The sequence below is a fragment of the Actinokineospora pegani genome, assembly GCF_009745975.1.
In the GTDB taxonomy this organism is placed as follows: domain Bacteria; phylum Actinomycetota; class Actinomycetes; order Mycobacteriales; family Pseudonocardiaceae; genus Actinokineospora; species Actinokineospora pegani.
The window spans coordinates 32,512-53,358 of the sequence record NZ_WHOL01000072.1 but is presented as its reverse complement, the minus strand read 5'-3'; the positions used below and the strand labels follow the sequence as shown (position 1 = coordinate 53,358).

Here is a 20,847-nt window from a genome sequence, read left to right as displayed (position 1 = left end):
GCCGGTACCGGGGTTGTACCGGTGCCTTCACCCCGTGCCGTCAGGGGCCGCTCCGGCGCGGCTGTCGCGGACAGCGGCTTTCGAAACACGGCCTGAGCGGCCCTTGTTCCGCAGCTTCGAGACCAGGCCGAGCGCGGCGGTGACAGCGCTGGGGCCCTTGCTCCAGGTCAGCAGCGACCTGGTGATCCACAGCTTGGTGTCGGTCAGGTGCGCGGGCGAGCCGTGCACGTCGTCGAACGCCAGCAGGGCCGCGTCGGGGACCGAGGCGGCGAGCAGGGTGCTGTCGGCGGCGGGGACGATCTCGTCGCGGCGGCTGACGACGTAGCCGACGCGGGCGCGCACGTCGGCCAGTTCGTCGCGGGTCAGGGCGTAGGCGGGCAGGGCGTCGGTGATGTCGGGGCGGCCGGTGACGTGGGCCAGGGTGCGCTTGGTGGTCTCGGGCACGCCCGGCCACCAGGTCGCGTCGGTGAAGAACGGGCGGACCGGCGCCCCGACGGTGAGCACGCCCTTGACCCGGGGGTCGCGGGCGGCCCAGCCCAGGGCCATGGTGCCGCCGAAGCTCATGGCGACCGAGTACACGTCGGTGATGGGGGTGATCTCGGCGACCGCGTCGGTCACGGCGGCCAGCATCCGGTGCGAGTCCGGGCGGTAGCGCAACGGGTTCTCGCCGACGCCGGGCATCTCGGTGACCACCACGGCCATCCCGAGCCTGCGGGCGGCCACCAGGAACTGGCCCCACTGCTCCTTGATCGACACGATCCCGCCGGTGATCAGCAGCAGCGGCTTGCGGCGGGTGGTGTCCAGGCCGCCGGCCCACACCGGCAGCGTCACCCCGAGCACGTCCAGCTCACGCCGTTCGATGCCGCCCTGGGCCGCGCGCCACTCATCGAACGCGGCGACGCAGGAGGCGAGCGCGACGCGCTGCCCGTCGGTCGCCGGGTAGGGGAAGCGCGCCAGGTTGTAGCGGCGGCAGGCGTTGAGCGGGTCGCCCGCGGCCAGCGCCGCGTCGCCCGCGGCGGTCCAGGCGTGCGACCACGAGCCGGGCCCGTCCGAGTCGATCCGGTCGACCCCCGCCAACACCGCCTGGGCCTGCGCGGGCGTCATGCCCTGCGCGCGGGCGTGCAGCAGCACGAGGTCAGCGACCTCGTCCACATAGGATTTCTCAACCGTTGTCACGGTGTGCACCCCTCCCACGGCCCCAGCGCCGTCGTCAGCCGGTAGGCCCCGATGGCCTCCGATCGCACCCGCCACCCCGGCGGCGGCGCGTCCGCCCGCACGGTGCGCAGGTCCAGCAGCAGTCCCCGGCCGACCGCCTTGGCGACGGCCTCCTTCACCGTCCACCCGCGCACCGGGTCGGCCCGGCACTCCTCGGGGTGGAACGCGCGGTCGCCCGCCGCGCCCAGGTCGCGGCCGAGCGGCTCCACGTCGACCCCGACCCGCCCGGCCACCGACACCGCCGCGGCCACGACCCCGCCGGTGTGCGCGAGGCTGACGTCCACCCCGCGCACGGGGGCGCCGTCGGGCCGCGCCAGGCCGGGGTTGCCCAGCGCGTCCTTGACCAGCCGCACCGGCCCGCCCACGACGGCGGAGGCGAGCCGCAGCGCCAGCACCCGGGACGAGAGCATCCGGGCCCGGAACCCCGCGTCGGTCGCCCGCGCGTACCGGTCGAACTCCGCGCCGAGCAGGTCCCGCAGGTCAGGCGGTTCCTGCGCGGTCGCCCGCGCCCACACCGTCCACGTCCCCCGCACCAGTGGCCTCCAAGGTCGTCTTGAGCGCGGTCAGCAGGTCGGCGGCCATCGCGCCGTCGATCACCCGGTGGTCGAAGGTCAGGCTCAGCGGCAGCACCGGCCGCACGACCACCTCGCCGTCGACCACGACCGGGGTCGGGGCGATGCGGCCCAGGCCGATGGTCACCGTCGTCCCGCCGTGGGAGAAGAAGCGGCGGACCGGGGCGTGCCCGAGCGAGGTCAGCGCCACCGTGCCCATCCGGGTGTGCCTGCCCCGCAGCCGGTTGGCCAGCGCGAACGCCAGCCGCCCCACGAGCAGCGGGAGCTTCTGCAACGCGCGGGCCCCGTCGAGCTCCCGGATCTCGCCGACCGGGGTGTCGCGCAGCCGCTCGACGGCGTTCTGCAGGTGGTCGAGGGTGCAGCCGTCCACGTCGGGCAGCACGACCGACAGCACCGACCGCGTCCCGTCGACCTTCTTGTCCAGCGTCAGCTTCACGTCCACGGCGGCGTGCCGGGCGACCCTGGGCCGCAGCGACCCGGCGAACGCGGCGTTGGCCTCGGGGAACCCCGGCATCACCTCGCCCAGGGCGCGCATGGCGTAGCTGACGACGGAGTACCGGCGGCCCCGCACCCGGTGCGCGAGCAGCGCGGTGGCGTCGACCTCGGTGTCGAGGTGGACCGGGGCCGCAGCCTCGGCGAACCGCAGGAAGTGCAGCGTCTGCCTGCGGGCCGCCGGGACGGGGACGACCTCGACCGTCATGCCGGCACCGCGGCGGCGGTGTACAGGTCGGCCAGGCTGGTCGCGTCGAGCAGGTGCGCGATCCGCAGCGTGATGCCGTGCTCGGACTCCAGCGCGGAGAGCACCTTGAGCAGGTGCACGGAGTCCCAGCCGGGCAGGTCGTCGAACCGGGTGGCCAGGTCGTCGGCGGTCAGCGGCAGGCCGGTCTCGGCCTCGACCAGCTCGGCGAAGTCGTTCTCGGTCATGGCGGTCTCCTCAGACTGTGGTCGCCGCGCGGACGACGACGTGCGGGATCTCGGCGGGCGCCTCGGCCAGGTCGTGCGCGAACTCCCTGGCACCGCCATCCTCGGCGACCAGGCTAAAGCCGCCCTTGGCGTAGAACCCGGCCACGGCGCCGTTCTTGGCGGTCGGGCGGTAGGCGGCGCGCAGCTCGGTGGCCCCCGCGTCGCGGGCGCCCAGCACCAGCTCGCGCAACACGGCGTCCTCGACACCCCGGGCCAGCACCCGGCAGGACAGCAGGAAGTTGTCCACCCGGCGCGCCCCGTCCGGCTCGGTCGAGGTGAACACCGCGCCGACGACGCCGTGGTCGCCGAACCGGTCGGCGCAGCGCACCCCGAGCACCTCGCGGCCCGGGTCGGCCAGCGCCCCGGTGACCGCCGCGACGTCGAGGCGGACCGTGGTCAGGTTGAACTGGTTGGTGCGCTGGGTGATCTGCGCGATCCGGCCCACCTCGCCCGGCCCGGGGGCGAACAGCTCGACCTCGGTGCCGAGCTGGGCGAGGTAGTCGCCGAGGGAGTCGGCGCGCTCCTTGAACTCCAACCGCCTGCGCTCGGTGCGGTACCGCTCGCCGCGCACCCGGTCCTCGTCGGTGACCCGCTGGGTGGTGAACCAGCCGTCGGCCAGCAGCCGGTGCAGGTGCAAGGCGGGCTCGCCCGCCTCGACCGCGATCACCGGGACGCCCGGCAGGTTCGCCGCGACCAGGCCGCGCTCGCTGGGGGAGTCGTCGATGAACACCAGCGAGTCGACGCCCAGGTTGAGCTGCTCGGCGATCTGGCGCAGGTTGTCCGGCTTGGCCCCCCAGTTGGCCACCAGCGCCACCAGGTCGTCCTCGCGCAGGGTCAGGTCCGGGTTGGTCGCGAAGGCCTCACGCACCTTGTCCTCGTCGTTCTTGCTGCACACCGCCAGCAGCGCGCCCTGTGAGGCGAGCTGCTTGGCCGCCTTCTGCACGGCGGTGAACGCCTCGCCGACCGGGCCCGCGCCGGTCGTGATGCCCAGTGGGCCCTCCTCGACCAGGACCCCGCCCCAGGTGGTGTTGTCCAGGTCGAGCACGAGCACCTTGCTGGTCTTGCCGCGCAGCGCCCGGGCGATGTGCCCGACCTCGCGCGACAGCGCGGTCAGCACCGGGTCGGTGAAGCGGACGCTGGTGTAGGCGGCCAGTCGGTGGTCGCGCAGCGGGCCGTGCTCGCCGACCAGCGGGTTGAGGTCCACCACGAACACGCCGGTGTGCTCGACGCCCAAGCCCAGCAGCCGCGACTCGAACCCGCGCCAGGCGATGCCCAGCTCGGCGCGCCCGCGCAGGTCGACGACCTGCGCCGCCCAGTGCCGGGGCAGCGGCGGGGTGGTCAGCACCAGCGCGCCGACGTGGTCGCCCCGGTACCCGGCGACCAGCGACTCGACCTGGGCGACGTGCTCGTCGAGGGCGGCGCGCACGTCGTCGACCGTCCACGGGGTGGGCAGGTGGTCGAAGACCTCGTCGGCGTCGAGCACGCACACGGTCAGATCCGGCTCGACGTCCCACAGCGGGTTGCCCGGGTCGCGCAGCTCCATGCCGTACTGCCCGTACCCGCCCAGCCGCACGTCCGGGACGAACCCGTGCCGGGCGAGCTGCGCGGTCAACGGGGCCTCGATCGGTTGCAGCGCCGACGACCCCACCACCGCCACGGTCAACCGCGGCCCGTCGACAACCGATGCGTCTACTTTGGACAACAGCATCCCGGCGCGGCGCAGTCCGGTGTCGTCCAGGCCCGCCAGCAGCGGCGCGACCTCGGTGTAGTTCTCGGCGAGCCCGCCCGCGCGGGACAGCTCCCTCAGCCGGTCCAGGCTCACAGCCCCTCCACGGTGAATCCACCCTTGAGCCACTTGCTCGACTCGATCGCGACCGCCGCCGCCCGCTGCCCGGCGCCCAGCAGCGGGGCCAGCGCGTCGAGCTGCAGGAACGGCAGCGCGTTGCCGTTGTTGCCGGTGTCGGCGACCACGCTGACCTCGGCCGCGCCGTCGACCCCCAGCTCCTTGACGATCTTCTGCGTCATCCGCCCGGAGAGCTGCGGCGGCAGCAGGAACGACAGGTCGGACTTGTCCCAGCCGCGCGCGTCGAGCAGCTCGTGCAGCACCTCGACGGCCATGCCGGGCACCCGCTCCTCGATCGCCTTGTAGTCCTCGGTGACCGCCTGCACGCCCTCAGCCGGGCCGGTCTCGCCCCACCAGTGGATGACCTGCGCCGGGTCGCGGCCCAGACCGGTGAAGCGGTTGAGCACCGAGTCCAGCCGCATCCGCGCGCCGTCGGGCTCGGCGCTGAGCACGACCGCGCCCGCCCCGTCGCCGAACAGCACGTAGTTGATCAGCTCCGAGGGCGGCTGGCCGGTGGTGTCGCGGTCGAGCACCAGGTGCTTGGCGCACACGTCGCCGCCGATCACGATTCCCGTCCGGTTGCCCGTGTCATCGCCGCCGTCGAGCAGGCGGCGGCCCAGGTCGAGCGCCTGCACCGCGCCCGCGCAGCCGGACTGCAACTGGTAGGTGGCCACCTGGTCGAGGCCGAGCCGGTCGGCGACCAGGTTGACCGTGGCGGGCATGAGCATGTCCGGGGTGGCCGTGCCCAGCACCACGAAGTCGACGTCGGCGGCCTCCACGCCCGCCCGGACCATGGCCTGCTCGGCGGCGGCGGTGGCCAGGTCGGTCAGCGTGTGCGTCTGCGCGGCGGTGTCCAGGTCGACGGCGAAGTGCCGGGTGCGGGTGCCGACGAACAGCTCCACCCACTGGGCGTTGACGCCGAACCGCTTGGCCAGCGCGGTGTTGTCGATCGGGTCGCCGGGCAGCGCCGCGCCGGTCGACAGGACGAACGTCTCGTCGGTGCTCATCGGTTCCTCTCCTTTTCGGCCAGTACCTCGCCCGCGAACGCCAGCAGCTCGCCGACGGTGGCGACGCGGGGGAGCAGTTCCTCCACGGGGATGGGCTCGGACAGCCCCAGTGCCCCGGTCAGCCGGTCGCCCAACTGCATGACCATGATCGAGTCGAAGCCCAGGTCCTCGTGCAGCTTCGCCTCCCGGTCCAGGTCGGCCGGGTCGTAGTCGCCGATCTCGGCGACCAGCGCCAGCACCCCGCCGACGTCCCCGGCGACCTGCTTGGGCTCCGCCGCCACCGGCGCGACCACCGTCTGCTCCTTGGTGACCACCGAGGCGACCGTGCCGCGCACGGTGGCCGCGCTGGCCCAGAACCGCTCGGTGTCGGCGAAGGAGTAGCCGGGCAGCCTGCGCGGGGTGCGCTGGCCCACCGGGTAGAGCGCGGCCCAGTCCGGGTTGGCGCCGTCGGTGTAGAGCGCCGCCAGGGTGGCCGCGAACTCGGCGCCGGTGGCCTTGTCCCCGGGGATCGGGGTCAGCCGCCGGGCGCCGCCGGTGAGCCCGCCGCGCGCGGCCATGCCGACCAGGACGCCCTTGGGCCCGATCTCGACCAGGTGGGTGGGCTTGCGGGCCAGCAGCGCCGCCATGGCCCCGGTGAACCGGACCGGGGCGGTGACCTGGCGCGACCAGTAGTCCGCGTCCATGCCCGCCGCGAACGAACCGTGCACGGTGGACGCGAACGCGACCTGCGGCTCGCGCACCGGGATGTCCGCGGCGACAGCCCGGAACTCCCGCGCCGCCGGTTCCATCAGTGGCGAGTGGAAGGCGTGCGACACCACCAGTTCAGTCGTCTTCAGGCCCTCGGCGGCCAGTGCGGCGGCGACCCGGCGGGCAGGCTCGGCCGCTCCCGACACCACCACGCTCTCCGGCCCGTTCACCGCGGCGATCGAGACCAGCGGCTCGTCGGCCAGCAGCCCGGCGACCCGCTCCTCCGACGCCTGCACCGCGATCATCGCCCCGTCGCGGGGCAGCGCCTGCATCAGCGCGCCCCGGGCGGCGACCAGGCGGGCCGCCTCGTCCAGGGTCAGCACCCCGGCGACGACCGCGGCGGCGAACTCGCCGACGCTGTGGCCCAGCACCGAGTCCGGGCGCACGCCCAGGTCGGCGAACGCCATGCCCAGCGCGTACTGCACGGCGAACAGCGCGGGCTGGGTCAGCGCGGTCTCGTCCACGTCGAGCCCGTCGTGCGCGGCCCCGTCCAGGGCGATCGCGGTGATCGACGCGCCCAGGTGCGGGCGCAGCGCCGCGTCCGCCTCGGCCAGCCGGTCCCGGAACGGCGGGCACGCGCCGTGCAGCGCCTTGGCCATCCCCGCGTACTGCGCGCCCTGCCCGGTGAACAGGAACGCCACCTTGGGCCGCCCCGCCTTGGCCTGTTTCCCCCGGTCGAGCGCTGTGATATTCCCGGAGCCGTCGCGCAGCAGCCTGCGCAGCTCGCTCCGCACCTCCTCGACGGAGGTGGCGGCGATGGCCACGCGCTGGCGCAGCGACGACTTCACCAGGTTCGTGCTGTGGCAGAGCTGCCCCAGCCGGTCCTGCACCGCCCCGTCGACGACCTCGGCGACGGCGGCGATGTTGCGGTGCAGCCCGGCCAGGGTGTTCGCCGAGATGGTCAGCACCCCGACCCCGCCCGGCTCGACCGGCCTGCGCGCGCTCGGCGCGCTGGCCAGCACCACGTGCGCGTTGGTGCCGCCGAGTCCGAAGCTCGACACCGCCGCGCGCACGGTCCCGCGCGGCAGCCGCACCGGTCCGCGGGCCAGCCGGATGCCGTTCTCGGCCAGCCTGAGCCCCGGGTTCTCGGTGTCGGCGTAGAGGGTCGGCGGCAGCACCCGCTTGTCCAGCGCCAGGCACGCCTTGATCAGCCCGGCGATGCCCGCCGCGCCCTCGGCGTGCCCGATGTTGCCCTTGACCGAGCCCAGCAGCAGCGGCTGCTTGCGCTTGGCGCCCGCGTGCACGGCCCCGAGCGCCTTGACCTCGATCATGTCGCCCAGGGTGGTGCCGGTGCCGTGGCCCTCGACGAAGCTGAGGTCCCCGGGGGACACGCCCGCGCGGGCGTAGGCGTCGGTGAGGACCTTCTCCTGCGACCACCGGCTGGGCGCGGTGATGCCGTTGCTGCGCCCGTCCTGGTTGACCGCGCTGCCCTCGATCACCGCGTAGACCGGCTGCTTGGCCGCGAGCGCGTCCGACAGCCTGCGCAGCACGACCACGCCGACGCCCTCGCCGCGCCCGATGCCCACCGCGTCGCCGCTGTAGGGCCTGCACCGGCCGTCCGGGGCGGACAGCCCCGCCTGGGTGTAGAAGATCGACAGCGCCGGGGTGAGCAGCAGGTTCACCCCGGCCACCACCGCCTGGTCGCAGTCGCCGACCCGGATCGCGTTGCACGCCAGGTGCGCGGCCACCAGCGACGACGAGCACGCGGTGTCCACCGCCGTGCTCGGCCCGCGCAGGTCCAGGTGGTAGGAGATGCGGTTGGCGGCCATGCAGTAGCCGTTGCCGGACCCGCGGTGCGCGGTGAGCCCGGCGTAGTCGGACATGTGCAGGGTCGCCCACTCGCTCGACATCATCCCGACGAACACCCCCGTGCCGGACCCGGCCAGTGCCGCCGGGTCCTGCCCGGAGTCCTCCACCGCCCGCCACGCGGCCTGCAGCAGCATCCGCTGCTGCGGGTCCATCGCGGCGGCCTCGCGGGGGGAGATGCCGAAGAACTCGAAGTCGAACGCGTCCGGGTCGGACATGAACCCGGCGAACCGGGTGTTGGTCTTGCCCGCGCCGCCGCCCGCGTCGTGGAAGTCGGCGCTGTCCCACCGCTGCGCGGGCACCTGGGAGACACCGTGCTCGCCGCGCACCAGCACGTCCCAGAACGCGTCCTTGTCGCCCGCGCCCGGGAAGCGGCAGTCGATCCCCACGACAGCGATCGGCTCGGCCGCCCCCGGGGCACGCTGGTCGTCGCTCATGTCAGGCACCGACCTCCGCGCGCAGGAACTCGGCCATCGCGGTCACGGTCGGGTAGTCCCACGCCAGGGTGGGCTCGACGACCAGGCCGAGGGTGTCCTCGATGTCGCCGCACAGGCTCAGCGCGTACACCGAGTCCAGGCCGTACTCGGCCAGCGGCAGGTCGCGGTCGATGCTGTCGGCGTCGGTGTCCAGGTAGGACGCGACGCGCTCGGTCAGCCAGTCGGCGATGTCGGTCGGGATGCGGGTGTCTGATTGGGATTGAGTGGCGGTCATGGCGGGCGTCCTTAAGCGAGGGTGCGGGTGACGGGGTCGCGGTCGAGGCCGAGGCCGTGACCGGTGGTGGCGCGGTCGAGCAGGTCGGCGAACAGCGCCTCGTTCGCCGGGCCGGGCAGCGCCGGGGCCGGGGCCAGCCGGTCGGCCAGCCGCTCCAGCGCCCGGTCGGCCCAGCCGCCGGGGGTGGGGTTGTGCCGGGCGTACCCGGTGACGGCCGCGGCGGCGAGCAGCACCGCGTACCGGTCGGTCAGGCCCAGCGCGGCCGGTGGGGCCGCGACGCCGGTGTCGCGGGCGGGCAGGGCGGCGGCCTCGGCGGTGAGGTCGGCCAGGTGCGGGGCCATCCGGGTGCCCGCCAGCTCGGCCAGCAGCGGGTCGCCGGAGGGGGCGAACAGCCGCAGCCCGGCCAGGTCGAGGTCGGGCAGGGGCGCCCCCGCGGCGAACAGCTCCACGGGCGCGGGGTCGGCCCGCTTGCGCAGCAGCCGGGCGAGCTGGGGCAGCAGGGTGAGCTGGCAGGAGACCCCGCCCGCGTGCCCGATGCCCAGCGGCGGCAGGTCGCGCATGTGCTTGCCGAACCCGGCGTAGGCGCCCTCGCGCAGGTAGAACCGGGCGCCGAGGACGACCGACAGCGAGTTCATCGCCTCCTCCAGCAGCGTCGGCACCAGGTACTTGGTGGCGGCGGCGTAGGCGGAGGCGTGCGCGGGGAGCACGTGCAGCGCCCGGGTGGCGGTGGTGACCAGCGCGTCGGCGGTGAGCAGGTCGGTGAACGCGTCGACCAGGGTGGCCCGCGCGTGCGGCAGGTCGGCCACGGCCTGCCCGTAGAGCTTGCGCTCCAAGGCGAACCGCAGCGTGGCGAACAGCCCGGCGTCGAGGATGCCCAGCCCGGTCCCGGCCATCACGCACCGGCTGACCTGGAACGAGCGCAGCGCCAGGTCGCCGCCCGCGCCCAGGTCGCCGACCAGGGCGCTGTCGGGCGCCGCGCAGCCGTCGAACTCGAACCCGGACAGGCCCACCCCGCGCAGCCCGTGCGTGCGGTAGCGCGGCAGCCTGCGGAACCGGTCGGGGTCGAGCTGGTGCAGGTCGACCAGCAGCAGCGAGTGGTCACGGCCGCCGCCGGTCTCGCCCGTCCTGGCGAACAGCACCGCCGCGTCGGCGCGGGCGGCGTTGTTGATGACCTCCTTGCGCCCCGACAGCAGGAACCCGTCGTCGGTGCGGGTGGCGGTGAACGCGTTGTTGCTCAGGTCGTTGCCCCGGTCGAGCTCGTGGTAGCCCACCGACGCCTTGCCGCCGCCGAGCAGCAGGTCGGCCAGCCACTTGCGCTGCACGTCCGACCCGCCCAGCCACACGTTCAGCCCGGCCATCAGCGAGGTGACGCCGTAGCCCAGGCCCAGCGCGGCGTCGCGGCGGAACACCGGGCGCAGGCGGCGCACCAGCTCGTCCACCTCGACCAGCCGCCCGCCGAGCCGCTCCGGCACGAACTCGGCGTTGAGCCCGTAGTCGTCGAGCACGGCCTCGGCGCCGTCGGCGACCGCGGCCCGCTCGTCGGCGGCCAGGACCGACCGGTGCCCGAGCGGGTTGCCGTCGTCGTACGGGTCGCCGAACGCCTCTTCCAGGGTGGTCATCGCGCCTCCGCCAGGTCGAGGTCGAACAGGGAGGTGAGCCGCCCGGTCCCGACCTGCTCGGTCAGCACGGCGCAGGCGGTCTCGTAGAACGCGGCGGGTGCCGGGGTGGGCGTGCCCGCCATGGCCAGCAGCCGGTCCAGGGCCAGCGTCGGCCACACCCCGCCGCGCCACAGCGGGGTGCTGGGGCCGGGCTCGGCCAGCGCGGCGGCGTGGCTGCGCAGCCACAGGTGCAGCACCGCCGCCCCGCCCAGGCACGCTGCCAGCCGCCGGGCCACCGCGAACGACGCGGGCGGCACGTTGACCGGGGCGGGCGGCAGCCCGCGCATCGCCGCGTACACCCCGTCGAGGGTGTCCAGCAGCGACCGCGCGGCCGCGGCCAGCGGGGCCAGGTCCGCGTCGAGGACGGCCATGGCCTCGACCTCGGCCACCGCCGACGGCAGCGCCAGCAGCACGCTGGAACCCCTGCGCGGCAGCAACGACAGCTTCTTGTGGTCGACCGGCTCCAACGGCTCGGTGACCGACGCGGCCAGCGCGAGGCCCCCGGCGTCGGGGACGGCGCCCTGCTCGGCGGTGCGGGTGAGGATGGAAAACAGGTTGACCAGCCCGTTGAGGCAGACCAGGGTGTTGCCGTCGAACAGCGACACGATCCGGTGGTCGCGCTCGTTCTTGCCGAACGCCCCGTCCTCGTGCACGTCGCGCAGCAGCGACCGGGCGCCCAGCAGCTTGCGCAGGGCGGCGATCGTCGCCTCGGTGCGCGTGGGCACCAGGTACTTCACCGCCGCCGACATGACCGACATCTCCCCGGTCAGCGCCTGGATCGCCCGCGACCCCACCACCGACACCGCCTCGATGAGCAGGTGGTCGGCGTAGGCGGTGGCCAGCGCGTGCCGGGCGGCGGGCAGCCCGGCCAGGGCGCGGCCGTAGAGGCGGCGCTGCCCGGCGAACCGGGTCGCGATGCCCAGGGCGTGGTCGCTCGCGCCCAGCGACAGCGCGCAGCACAGGGTCCGGGTGAGCTGGAGTCCCTTGAGGACGCTCTCCAGGCCGGTGCCCTCGCGGCCGACCAGGTCGTCGTGGCCGACCAGCGCGCCGTCGAAGGCGATACCGGAGATGTCCGCGCCGCGGATGCCGTGCGTGCGCTGCTTGGGCACCGGGGTGTGCGAAGCGGGGTCGAGCTTGTCCTTCTCCACGATGAGCACGCTGAACCCGCGCGGCCCGCCGTTGACGTCGGTGCGCGCCAGCACGCACAGCGCGCCGCCCCGGGTGGCGTTGTTGATCAGCCACTTCTCGCCGTCGAGCCGGTACCCGGTCTCGGTGCGGGTCGCGGTCACCCCGCCCGCCAGCAGGTCGCTGCCGTGCGCCTGCTCGGTGAGCGCCCAGCTCATCGGCGTGCCCGAGCGCACCAGCGCGCCCACCCGCTCGGCCTGCTCCTGGCTGCCGCCCACCCACGCGCTCACCGCGCCCAGGTAGGTCTTGCCGTGCGCCACCGCGACCGTCACGTCGCGGCGCGCCACCATCCGCATCGTCTGCACGCAGTCCTGGTAGTCGGCCAGCCGACCGCCGAACGCCGTCGGCACGTACCGGGAGGCCAGGTCGAACCCGTCGAGCTCGGCGCAGATCTCGGCCGGGAAGGCGTCGGCGTCGTCGTACGCGGCGCACGCCCGGTGGGAGAACACCGAGTCCGGGTCGCCGGGGTCGCCGAGCACCCCCTCCAGCCGCTCGGCGTCGCCGAAGGCCGCGTACCTCATCGGGCCGCCCCGACCAGCAGCGGCTCCAGGGCGCCCGCGACGTACTTGTCCCGCATCGTGCCGCGGCGCACCTTGCCGCTGGTGGTGCGGTACACGCCGCCGCGCGGCAGCAGGACCAGCTCGTGCAGGTGCACGTCGTACTCGGCGCGCAGCTCCGCGCGCACGGCCTTGGCGATGTCGTCGAGCGTGGAGCCGTCCAGCTCGGAGGCCTTGACCTCGTGCACCACGACCAGCTTCTCCGGCTTGCCCTCGACCACGAACGCCGCGCCCACACCGCTGTGCAGCGCCCGGTGCACGCCGCGGGCGGTGAGCTCCAGGTCGTGCGGGTAGAGGTTGCGGCCGTTGACGATCAGCATGTCCTTGAGCCGCCCGGTCACGTAGAGCTGCCCGTCGAGCAGGGCGCCGATGTCGCCGGTGCGCAGGTAGCCCGCGGTGGCGCCGTCCTCGGTGATCGCGGCGGCGTTGAAGGTCTCCGCGGTCTTCTCCGGGTTCTTCCAGTAGCCCGCGGCCACGCTGCCACCGCGCACCCAGATCTCCCCGGTGCGGCCCTCGGCCAGCACCTGGTGGGTCTCGGGGTCGACGACGCGCACCTCGAGCCCGCCCGCGGTGCCGGAGCTGACCAGCGTGCGCGCGCCCGGCTCGGAGCTGCGGCGGACCTCGCCCGCCTCCAGCGCCTTCGGGTCGATGTCGGTGTGCACCCGGCCGCCGCGGCTGCCGGTGACGAACAACGTCGTCTCGGCCAGGCCGTAGCAGGGGAACACCGCGCCGCGGGGCAGACCCGCCGCGGCGAACCGCTCCGTGAAGGCGTCCAGGGTCGCGGCGTTGATCGGCTCGGACCCGTTGAGGATCCACTTGACGTGCGACAGGTCCAGGGTGGCGAGCTGCTCGTCGGTGATCCGGCGCACCGCCAGCTCGAAGGCGAAGTTGGGGGCGACGCTGATCGGCACCTTGTACTCGCTGAGCGCCCACAGCCACAGGTACGGCCGCTTGAGGAAGGTCAGCGGCGACATGAACACCGACGTGCTGCCCAGGTACAGCGGGTGCAGGAGCTGCCCGATCAGCCCCATGTCGTGGAACTGCGGCAGCCACGAGCCCACCGCGGTGTCCGCTGTGGACCCGACGGCCCGGTGGATCTCCGCCTCGTTGTGCAGCAGGTTGGCGTGGGTGACCATGACGCCCTTGGGGTCGCTGGTCGACCCGGAGGTGTACTGGAGGAACGCCACCGACTCGCCGGACAACGGCACCGGGGCCCACGCGTCCTCGCCGCCCTCGGGCAGCGTGTCGACAGCGGCGTGCGCGACCGTGCCGGTCAGCTCGGACGCGGTGATCCAGGCATCGATGGCCTGCTCGACCGCGCTCTCGCTGAGCACCGCGCGCACGTCGGCGTCCCGGGCGATCCCGGCCAGCCGCGTGATGCCCCGGCCGTTGGAGTCCGGCATCGGCGCCGGAACGGCCACCACCCCCGCGTACAGGCACCCCAGGAAGCCGACCATGAACTCAGGCCCGGGCAGGAACAGCAGCATCGCCCGGTCCCCGGGCTCGGTCCGCTCACCCAGCCACACGGCCACCCGCCGCGCCCGCCGGTCCAGCTCGATGTAGTCGTAGGACTGCTCGGTCACCCCGGACCCGGAGTCGGCGAGGAACACCAGGGCCTGCTTCGGCCCCTGCTCGCTGACCCGGTCCCGGAAGTGGCCCACGAAATCGCTGCGCTCGCTCACGGTGATCCCTCTCAAGCCCGTTTTGTCGTCCCTGTCCGGCTCGTGTGGAGACCACTGTTCCCCTGACGCCTAAAGATCGCGCTTGGCCACTCCTTAAGCGCCCCTACCCCAGCCCTCCACCACCACACCCCACGAACCCAGCCGGTCATCCTGGGCCTCGACCGGGACAGCCCCCCACAACCGCCAGTCAATCGGGCAACTCAGCCACCCCCTGCTCAACGCCGACGAAGTGACTGGCGACAACACGATCCCGCACCCGCCCACCACTGGCCTCCAACCACCGCTTCCCCCACCCCGTCCGCCCCAACACCCCGTACCGCACCAGGTTCAACGGCAGCAGGTACCCGAACGCCCAGGGCACCCGCACCGGCAACCCGAACTCCCGCATCCCCCGCGCCCCCAGGAACCCGGTCAACATGCTCAACACGCGCTCACGCTCCACCCACCCCCGCACCCGGCCAAACCGCTCCGCCTGGGCCCCCACCGCGGCCTGGGCGAGCGCGGGCCCGGAGCCCGGGGACAGACCCGGCGCCGCCAACAGGACGTGGTAGTTGATCCGGTGGCGCTCGTGCTCGTCATCGGTGAGGAAATCCGGGTGCACGCCCAACAACCAGCCCACATAACGCCACAGGTGCATCACGGCGTGGGCGTCAGCGGCCGGGATGCGGACCCCCAGCGCCCGACAGCCGATCAGGAGCACGCCGTCGAACAACCCCAGCGTGCCCGCCTGGTCGGCCTGGTTGATCGGCAGGCCCCACCGCTCGACATCCCACGTGGGCTCCACGGCGGCGTTGACCAGGGCGTGCATCGCCCGCACGTGCGCGGTCAGCCGCCATCCCTCACCGCCCGGCCGCAGCGCCCGCGCGGAGGACAGCGACAACGCCCACCGCTGCGTCTCACCGAGCCTGCGCAAAGTCTGCCCGCCGGTGAGCGCGCCGGTCCGCACGAGCAGGTCCGTCGGCCCGCCGAACCGGTATCCGCCGATCAAGGACAGTTGCAGCAGCACGTCCGCCGCGGTGCGGCCCAGGCGCGTGAAGACCCGGGTGCCGTGGTCGACCTTGTCCCAGTCGACCCAGTCCGGGACGGCGGAGATCTCGGCGACGAAGTCGGCCAGGGCGGGGGCGGCGTCCGCGGGCAGGTCCCCGGCCAGCGCCGCTCCCAGGTCCGCCCGGGAGACCACTCGCGTTCGCATCGCCTCGGCCAGGGCCGCGCCGGGCTCGTCGCGCTCGAGCAGCGCCGCGCCCAGCCGGGCCAGCAGCGCCTCGTCGGCCTCGGCCGGGACCCGGCCCAGCACCCGCAACGCCCGGCCCAGCCGCCTGCCCCTGGCCTCGGCCTCGCGGAAGCGGGTGGGCGGGGTGCGGGTCGTCGGCTCTGCGCTCATGCCCTCCACTGTGACGCGAGCGATAGCTCGCATACAATTCGCGTTCATGCGCAAGGTCCCCAGGCAGGAACGCTCCCGGCGGATGGTCGAGCGCATCGTCACCGCGGGTCGCGAGGTGCTCGTCGGCAGCGGCTACGACGCGTTCTCCACCAACCGGGTCGCCGCCGCCGCGGGCATCAGCCCCGGCTCGCTCTACCAGTACTTCCCCGACAAGGCCGCCGTCCTCGACGTCATCGTCGACCGCTACTGGGACGAGGTCGCCGACCGGGTCGCCGCCGCCCTCGCCGACCGGGTCGGGGAGACCGGGCCCGCCATGGTCCGCGCCACCGCGGCGGCCGCCCTCGCCGCCCTGGAGACCGACCGCGCGCTGCTGCGCGTCATCCACGAGGACCTGCCCCCGCGCCGCCTGGCCGCACAGCGCCGGGCCCTGGAGCAGCGGGTGCGCCAACTGCTGACCGCTGTCCTCACCGCCCGCCCCGGCGACCCCGGCCGCTCCCCGGACGTGCAGGCGTGGGTGATCGTCCTGGCCATCGAGAACCTGACCCTGCGCTGGGTCCTCGACGAGCCCGGCGCCGACCGCGCCCAACTGCTGGACGAGATCGTGCACCTGGTCACCGGGTACGTCTCCACCGCCCAACTGGGCGACCCCGGACCCGACTGAGCCCGGGGCCGCGCCAGCACCGCTCTCAGGCGCCCTTCTCCTTGCGCTGCAGGCGGAAGTAGGCGTCGGCCAGCACCCGCTGCCGCAGGAACGCGCTCGCGTTCATCGCCCGGTAGAGGGTGCTGCGCAGCAGGACGCCCGCCTTGCTGCCGAAGGTGAACATCCGCTCCTGCCGGAGCTGCAACCCGCGCGACCGCTTGATCTCCGGCTCGCGGACGGCCTGGAACTCGGCGGTCGCCGCGCGCAGCGCCGCGCGCTGGTCGTCCTGGGCCAGCGCCGAGGCCAGCATCGGCGCCAGGGTGACCGCGTCGATCAGCGCGTGGTTGACGCCCTGGCCGAGGATCGGGGTCAGCGTGTGGGCCGCGTCGCCGATGACCACCAGCCCGTCGCGGGACCACCGGGGCACCACGGAGGTGAAGATGTCCAGCATGGACGTGTCGGAGTAGCTGGTCACCCGCTCCCGCACCAGGTCCGACAGCTCGGGGGCCAGCTCGTCGATCTTCTCGTGCAGCGCCCCGATCCCTTGCTTGCGCAGGTCCCGCAGGCCGCCCTTGGGGATGTTGAAGCCCACCCGCACCATGTCCGGGTAGGTCGGGATGAACAGCCCGTGCCGGTCGCCGTTGATCCGCACCCGGTAGGTCTCGGTGTCCCACTCCGGCGGCAGCGGCAGCTTGAGCCACACCACGTCGCGCTCCAGCGGCACCCGCTCGTGCGCCAGTCCCGACATCTCCAGCGTCTTGGAGAACCGGCCGTCCGCGCCCACGACGATCTTCGAGCGGATCTCCTTCTCGCCGTCGGGCGTCTTCACCCGCACGCCGACCACCGCGTCGTCCTCCTCCAGCAGGCCGACCAGCTTGGACTGCCGGTGCATGGTGAAGTTGTCGAACCCGGACGCGATGGTGTCGAGCACGCCCAGCAGCGTCGGCTGCGGCAGCTCCAACGGGTACCGGTGCGGGTAGTCGAAGTCGGCGAAGTCGGCGTCGAGCACCGTCCGCCCGGCCTCGGTGATCTCCAGCCGCGTGGTGACCAGGGCCCCCTCGGCCATGATCTTGTCCAGCACGCCCAGCCGGTCCAGGACCAGCACGGCGTCCGGGGACACCGACTCGCCGCGGAAGGACCGGTTGAAGTGCCCGCTCTGCTCGACCACGGCGACCTCGACGCCGCCGCGGGCCAGCTCCAGGGCCAGCGCGAGCCCCGCGGGCCCGCCGCCGACCACGCAGACATCCACTGCCACAGGACTCATCAGCCTCTCCTAGACGGGGTTGGGCTCACCACGCGACCGGCAGGGACTCGAGGCCGTGCACCAGCATGCCGCTCTTCATCCGGAGCTGGTCGACCTCCGTCCCCAGGCGCAGGGTGGGGAACTTGCGGAACACCGACGCGATCGCGACCTCCAGCTCCAGGCGGGCCAGGTTGGCGCCCAGGCAGAAGTGCACGCCGTTGCCGAAGGCCAGGTGCTGGGAGTTCTCCCGGTCGACGTCGACCTCGGCGGGCGCGGTGTAGCGGCGCTCGTCGCGGTTGGCCGAGGCCACCGCCGCCATCACCGCGCTGCCCTTGGGGATCACCGTCCCGGCGATCTCGACGTCGGTGAGGGTGATGCGCAGCGGGCCGCCGTCGCCGATCGGGTTGACCCGCAGCAGCTCCTCGACCAGGGCGCCGATCTTCTCCGGCTGCTCGTCGACGATCGCGCGCAGGCGCGGCTCGCGCAGGATGGTCAGCACGCACGCGCCGATCATGCTGACGGTGGTCTCGTGGCCCGCGACGAGCAGCGTCATGGCCATCATGACCAGCTCGCCCTCGTCGAGGGTGTTCTCGTCGTCGTGCGCGGTGATCAGCGCGCTGAGCAGGTCGGTGCCCGGCTCCTTGCGCTTGACCTGGACCAGTTCCCAGATGTAGCCGGCCATGGCCAGCCGCTCGGCCATCATCTCTTCCTGCGTCAGCGTGGTCAGCGCGACGATGGCGTTGGACCAGTTGCGGAACTTCTCCCGGTCCTCGAACGGGACCCCGAGCAGCTCGCAGATCACCGCGACCGGCATCGGGAACGCCAGCGCCTCGTTGAGGTCGGCGACACCGCCCTGCTCGGCCATGCGGTCCAGCAGCTCGTCGGTGAGCTCCTGGACGCGCGGGCGCAGCTCGCGGATGCGGCGGTTGGTGAACTCCTTCGCCACGAGCTTGCGCAGCCGGGTGTGCTCCGGCGGGTCGAGGGTGAACAGGCTGTTGGGCGGCATCGGCACGTGGGTCAGCTTCGGCGCGCCGGGCTCCACCGTCGCCGCCCGGCTGAACCGCAGGTCCGACAGCACCACCTTGGCGTCGTCGTAGCGGGAGACGATGTAGCCCTCGTCCCCGCTGGGCAGCGAGACCTTCGCGACCGGCTCGTCGGCCCGCAGCTTGTCGTACAGCGGCGGGATCTCGACCGCCGACGGTCGGTGGAAGGGGTAGGAGTACGGGCACTTCCCCGCGGGGGGCGCGGCCTCGGCGACCCCTTCCTCGGCGACCTGCGTCTGCGGCACGCGGGGCTCGGCTGCGGTGTCCACTTGGGCTCCGATCGGTGTCGTCACTGGTGCTCCCACCCAGTCTCGACCGGCGCCCTAGCCCGCCCCTTAAGCGCCGCCTACACCTGCTGCGGCGCCGCCGCGGGCGCGGACTCCCAGCGCTGGAAGCCATCGCGCGCCCGCGGCCAGTAGCCCGCCGCGCGGTCGATGCCGATGTGCGCCAGCCACGTCAGGCCCAGGGTGAACCCGGTCGCGGCCTGCACGTTGGTCTCCGGCACGACGGTGAACCACACCAGCACCGCCGTGGGCGGCAGCCAGTGGTGGGTGGCGTTGTAGGCGGCGACGGCCTTGGGGCTGAGCTGGCGCGGGGCCAGGCCCTTGGCGGTGATCCCGAGGAACAGGGCCAGATCCGGGCCGATCGCGCCGATCAGGCCGGTGACCCAGGTGCCGCCGCCGTGCTTGACCATCTCGAACACGCCGAACGCGGCGAGGAACGCCCCTCCGGCGCCCCAGCATACGCGGCTGGCGGTGGACGGCTTGTCGGTGCGGGTGGGGAACAGCGGGTTCATCGGTGGCCTTCCGGTCACGGCGGGGGAGCACCGCCGCGCGTCGCGGTGGTGCTGAGGTGGCTGGGTGGTGCCGGTATGCGGTTGTCTAGGGGGTGGGTTATGCGGTAGGAGCGCTCCCCATTGAGCGCAAACCCTTGTCCAGCAGGTCGATCAGGCGCTCGAAGCTCGCCTCGATCTCGGTCGGCAGGCCGAACCCGCCGAGCAGCTCCAGGCTCACGAACCCGTGCATGGCGCTGCGCAGGATGCGGGCGGCGTGGATGGACTCCTCACCGGCCAGCGAGTAGCTGCGCAGCACCGTCAGCGCCAGCGAGGTCAGCTCGGCGCCGGTCTCGCGCAGCCGCGCCTGGTCCGGGTCGTCGGGGTCGGGGGCCCGCTGGGCGGCGGCGTAGCGGCCCGGGCACTGGCAGGCGTAGGCGCGGTAGGCGCGGCAGCAGGCCCGCAGCGCGTCGCTCCCGGCCAGGCCCACCGTCGCGTCGCGGATGGCCGCGGCCATGTCCTCGTTGGCGATGGTGGCCAGCCGCCGGTGCAGGTCGCCCAGGCCGTCGATGTGCTTGTACAGCGAAGGGACCCGGATGCCCAGGGACCCGGCCAGCCGGGCCAGGGTCAGCGTCTCCAGACCCTCGGCGTCGGCGATGCCCGCCGCCTCCCGGACCACCTTCTCGGTGTTGAGCCCTAGTCGCGGCATGCGGGCCGCCGCGCGCGGTCGAGCACGTTCAGGACCGCGCCCGCGACCAGGTCCGGGTGGGTGGCGTGCGGGTAGTGCCCGGCCCCCGGCGCCAGCACGGTCGGCGCCCCGCCCAGCGCGTCGGCGGTGAAGCGGGCCTCGGCGGCCGGATCGGCGAAGTCGCGGTCGAGCTCGCCCATGACGACCACCGCCGGGCAGCGCACCTGGCCCACCGCGGCCAGGGCGGCGGTGTGGTCGCTGCCCAGCATCGCCCGCAGCGCCGCCATCCGACCCGGTTCGGCGAGGCAGGCGGCCAGTTCGCGCTTGCGCTCGGCTAGGTCGTGTTTCGGAAGTCCGTTCGATGAGAGTCGTGATCGGGGTGGTTCCTGGCGGTGCGGGGTGGAGGTGCCGGTACCGGTGTTGTACCGGTGCCTCCACCCCGTGCCGTCAGGGGCCGCTCCGGCGCGGCTGTCGCGGACAGCGGCTTTCGAAACACGACCTGGGTCCAGCGGTGGCCGCGGTCCGAACAGCGAACCCCAGAACGCCGTCCACACCCGCCTGCCCAGCCAGGGGGCCGACAGCAGCAGCGTGCCCGCGCGGTCGAGCGGGGTGCGGGGCTGGTCGCGGACGAACGCGCCGAGCAGCACCAGACCGCGCACCAGGCCGGGGTCGGTGGCGGCGGCCACGACCGCGGCCGAGCCGCCGAAGCTGCTGCCCACCAGCGTCACCCGGTCGGCGCCGAGGTGGCGGGCCAGGGCCAGCAGATCGCCCGCGACGTCGCTCTCGGTGTGGCTGGGCCAGTCCGCGCTGGAGCGGCCGTGCCCGCGCGGGTCGGCGACCGCGACCCGGTGCCCGGCGGCGACCAGCCGGTCGGCGAGCGCGGTGAACCCCCGCCGCCCCAGGTCGCCGACGCCGGGCGCGCACACCACCAGGGGCCCCTCGCCGCGCACCGAGTAGGCCAGGCGACCACCCGGCCGGTCCAGGAAGCGCACACCCGCCGAGGTGCTCCGGTCCATGCTCCTGAGTCCTCTCGCCGGGAGGGCTAGCCGCGCAGCTAACAACAGTAGCCATGGTGCCCCCCGGCCGGGGCGGTGTCAATCACCACGACGAGAACCCCTCCCGCACCGCCAGGGC

The 20,847-nt window shown here is 73.9% G+C and carries 18 protein-coding genes; 1 reads left to right on the top strand and 17 read right to left on the bottom strand.

Translation table 11 applies throughout. From position 1 onward, the window contains the following. Positions 1 to 27 precede the first annotated feature (27 nt). The 12 genes from GCL84_RS11025 to GCL84_RS10970 form a co-directional block, all read right to left on the bottom strand. A complete protein-coding gene (locus GCL84_RS11025; RefSeq protein WP_156755327.1) occupies positions 28 to 1,176 on the bottom strand; it encodes an alpha/beta fold hydrolase in 1,149 nt (382 codons plus the stop codon). Then, complete coding sequence (locus tag GCL84_RS11020; RefSeq protein ID WP_156755326.1) at positions 1,173 to 1,748, bottom strand: 4'-phosphopantetheinyl transferase family protein; 576 nt, start codon at positions 1,746 to 1,748, stop codon at positions 1,173 to 1,175. Before GCL84_RS11020 ends, GCL84_RS11025 begins: the two co-directional genes overlap by 4 nt. Continuing rightward, the gene (locus tag GCL84_RS30620) at positions 1,696 to 2,487 is read right to left on the bottom strand and encodes a 2-oxo acid dehydrogenase subunit E2 (RefSeq protein ID WP_156755325.1); all 792 of its coding nucleotides are present in this window, start codon (positions 2,485 to 2,487) and stop codon (positions 1,696 to 1,698) included. The genes GCL84_RS11020 and GCL84_RS30620 overlap by 53 nt, the downstream gene beginning before the upstream one ends. Further along, positions 2,484 to 2,711 carry an acyl carrier protein gene (locus GCL84_RS11010; RefSeq protein ID WP_156755324.1) on the bottom strand — a complete coding sequence of 76 codons (228 nt, stop codon included), beginning with the start codon at positions 2,709 to 2,711 and terminating at the stop codon, positions 2,484 to 2,486. The genes GCL84_RS30620 and GCL84_RS11010 overlap by 4 nt, the downstream gene beginning before the upstream one ends. 10 nt (positions 2,712 to 2,721) lie before the next feature. Continuing rightward, positions 2,722 to 4,572, bottom strand: a complete 1,851-nt coding sequence (locus GCL84_RS11005; protein WP_156755323.1) for an HAD-IIIC family phosphatase — start codon at positions 4,570 to 4,572, stop codon at positions 2,722 to 2,724. Beyond that, a complete protein-coding gene (locus GCL84_RS11000; protein WP_156755322.1) occupies positions 4,569 to 5,600 on the bottom strand; it encodes a 3-oxoacyl-ACP synthase III family protein in 1,032 nt (343 codons plus the stop codon). The genes GCL84_RS11005 and GCL84_RS11000 overlap by 4 nt, the downstream gene beginning before the upstream one ends. Next, positions 5,597 to 8,590, bottom strand: coding sequence for a type I polyketide synthase (locus tag GCL84_RS10995; protein ID WP_156755321.1), 2,994 nt, complete (start codon positions 8,588 to 8,590; stop codon positions 5,597 to 5,599). Before GCL84_RS10995 ends, GCL84_RS11000 begins: the two co-directional genes overlap by 4 nt. A gap of 1 nt (position 8,591) precedes the next feature. Continuing rightward, entirely contained in the window at positions 8,592 to 8,864 is a 273-nt protein-coding gene (locus tag GCL84_RS10990; protein WP_156755320.1) for an acyl carrier protein, read from the bottom strand. A gap of 11 nt (positions 8,865 to 8,875) precedes the next feature. Next, on the bottom strand, positions 8,876 to 10,483 hold the full coding sequence (locus tag GCL84_RS10985) for an acyl-CoA dehydrogenase (RefSeq protein ID WP_156755319.1): 1,608 nt from the start codon (positions 10,481 to 10,483) through the stop codon (positions 8,876 to 8,878). Beyond that, a complete protein-coding gene (locus GCL84_RS10980; RefSeq protein WP_156755318.1) occupies positions 10,480 to 12,228 on the bottom strand; it encodes an acyl-CoA dehydrogenase in 1,749 nt (582 codons plus the stop codon). The genes GCL84_RS10985 and GCL84_RS10980 overlap by 4 nt, the downstream gene beginning before the upstream one ends. Then, positions 12,225 to 13,946, bottom strand: coding sequence for a fatty acyl-AMP ligase (locus tag GCL84_RS10975; RefSeq protein ID WP_197523167.1), 1,722 nt, complete (start codon positions 13,944 to 13,946; stop codon positions 12,225 to 12,227). The genes GCL84_RS10980 and GCL84_RS10975 overlap by 4 nt, the downstream gene beginning before the upstream one ends. A 187-nt stretch (positions 13,947 to 14,133) precedes the next feature. After that, positions 14,134 to 15,327, bottom strand: a complete 1,194-nt coding sequence (locus GCL84_RS10970) for an oxygenase MpaB family protein (protein WP_156755317.1) — start codon at positions 15,325 to 15,327, stop codon at positions 14,134 to 14,136. A 46-nt stretch (positions 15,328 to 15,373) separates the two neighbouring features. Between GCL84_RS10970 and GCL84_RS10965 the strand changes: the two genes are divergently transcribed. After that, positions 15,374 to 15,988 carry a TetR/AcrR family transcriptional regulator gene (locus tag GCL84_RS10965; protein ID WP_197523166.1) on the top strand — a complete coding sequence of 205 codons (615 nt, stop codon included), beginning with the start codon at positions 15,374 to 15,376 and terminating at the stop codon, positions 15,986 to 15,988. A 25-nt stretch (positions 15,989 to 16,013) separates the two neighbouring features. Here the strand turns inward: GCL84_RS10965 and GCL84_RS10960 are convergent, their stop codons facing one another. The 5 genes from GCL84_RS10960 to GCL84_RS10940 all read right to left on the bottom strand — a co-directional run bounded on the left by GCL84_RS10960 (position 16,014) and on the right by GCL84_RS10940 (position 20,729). Next, positions 16,014 to 17,231 (bottom strand): FAD-dependent oxidoreductase, encoded by a 1,218-nt coding sequence (locus tag GCL84_RS10960; protein WP_235926149.1) that lies wholly within the window; start codon positions 17,229 to 17,231, stop codon positions 16,014 to 16,016. A gap of 25 nt (positions 17,232 to 17,256) precedes the next feature. Then, positions 17,257 to 18,522: a cytochrome P450 gene (locus GCL84_RS10955; RefSeq protein WP_197523165.1), complete on the bottom strand. Its 1,266-nt coding sequence runs from the start codon at positions 18,520 to 18,522 to the stop codon at positions 17,257 to 17,259. Positions 18,523 to 18,599: 77 nt separating this feature from the next. Beyond that, the gene (locus tag GCL84_RS10950; protein ID WP_235926148.1) at positions 18,600 to 19,067 is read right to left on the bottom strand and encodes a DUF4260 family protein; all 468 of its coding nucleotides are present in this window, start codon (positions 19,065 to 19,067) and stop codon (positions 18,600 to 18,602) included. Positions 19,068 to 19,146: 79 nt separating this feature from the next. Beyond that, a complete protein-coding gene (locus tag GCL84_RS10945) occupies positions 19,147 to 19,734 on the bottom strand; it encodes a TetR-like C-terminal domain-containing protein (RefSeq protein WP_156755316.1) in 588 nt (195 codons plus the stop codon). Further along, the gene (locus GCL84_RS10940; protein ID WP_156755315.1) at positions 19,722 to 20,729 is read right to left on the bottom strand and encodes an alpha/beta fold hydrolase; all 1,008 of its coding nucleotides are present in this window, start codon (positions 20,727 to 20,729) and stop codon (positions 19,722 to 19,724) included. The genes GCL84_RS10945 and GCL84_RS10940 overlap by 13 nt, the downstream gene beginning before the upstream one ends. Positions 20,730 to 20,847: the final 118 nt, after the last annotated feature.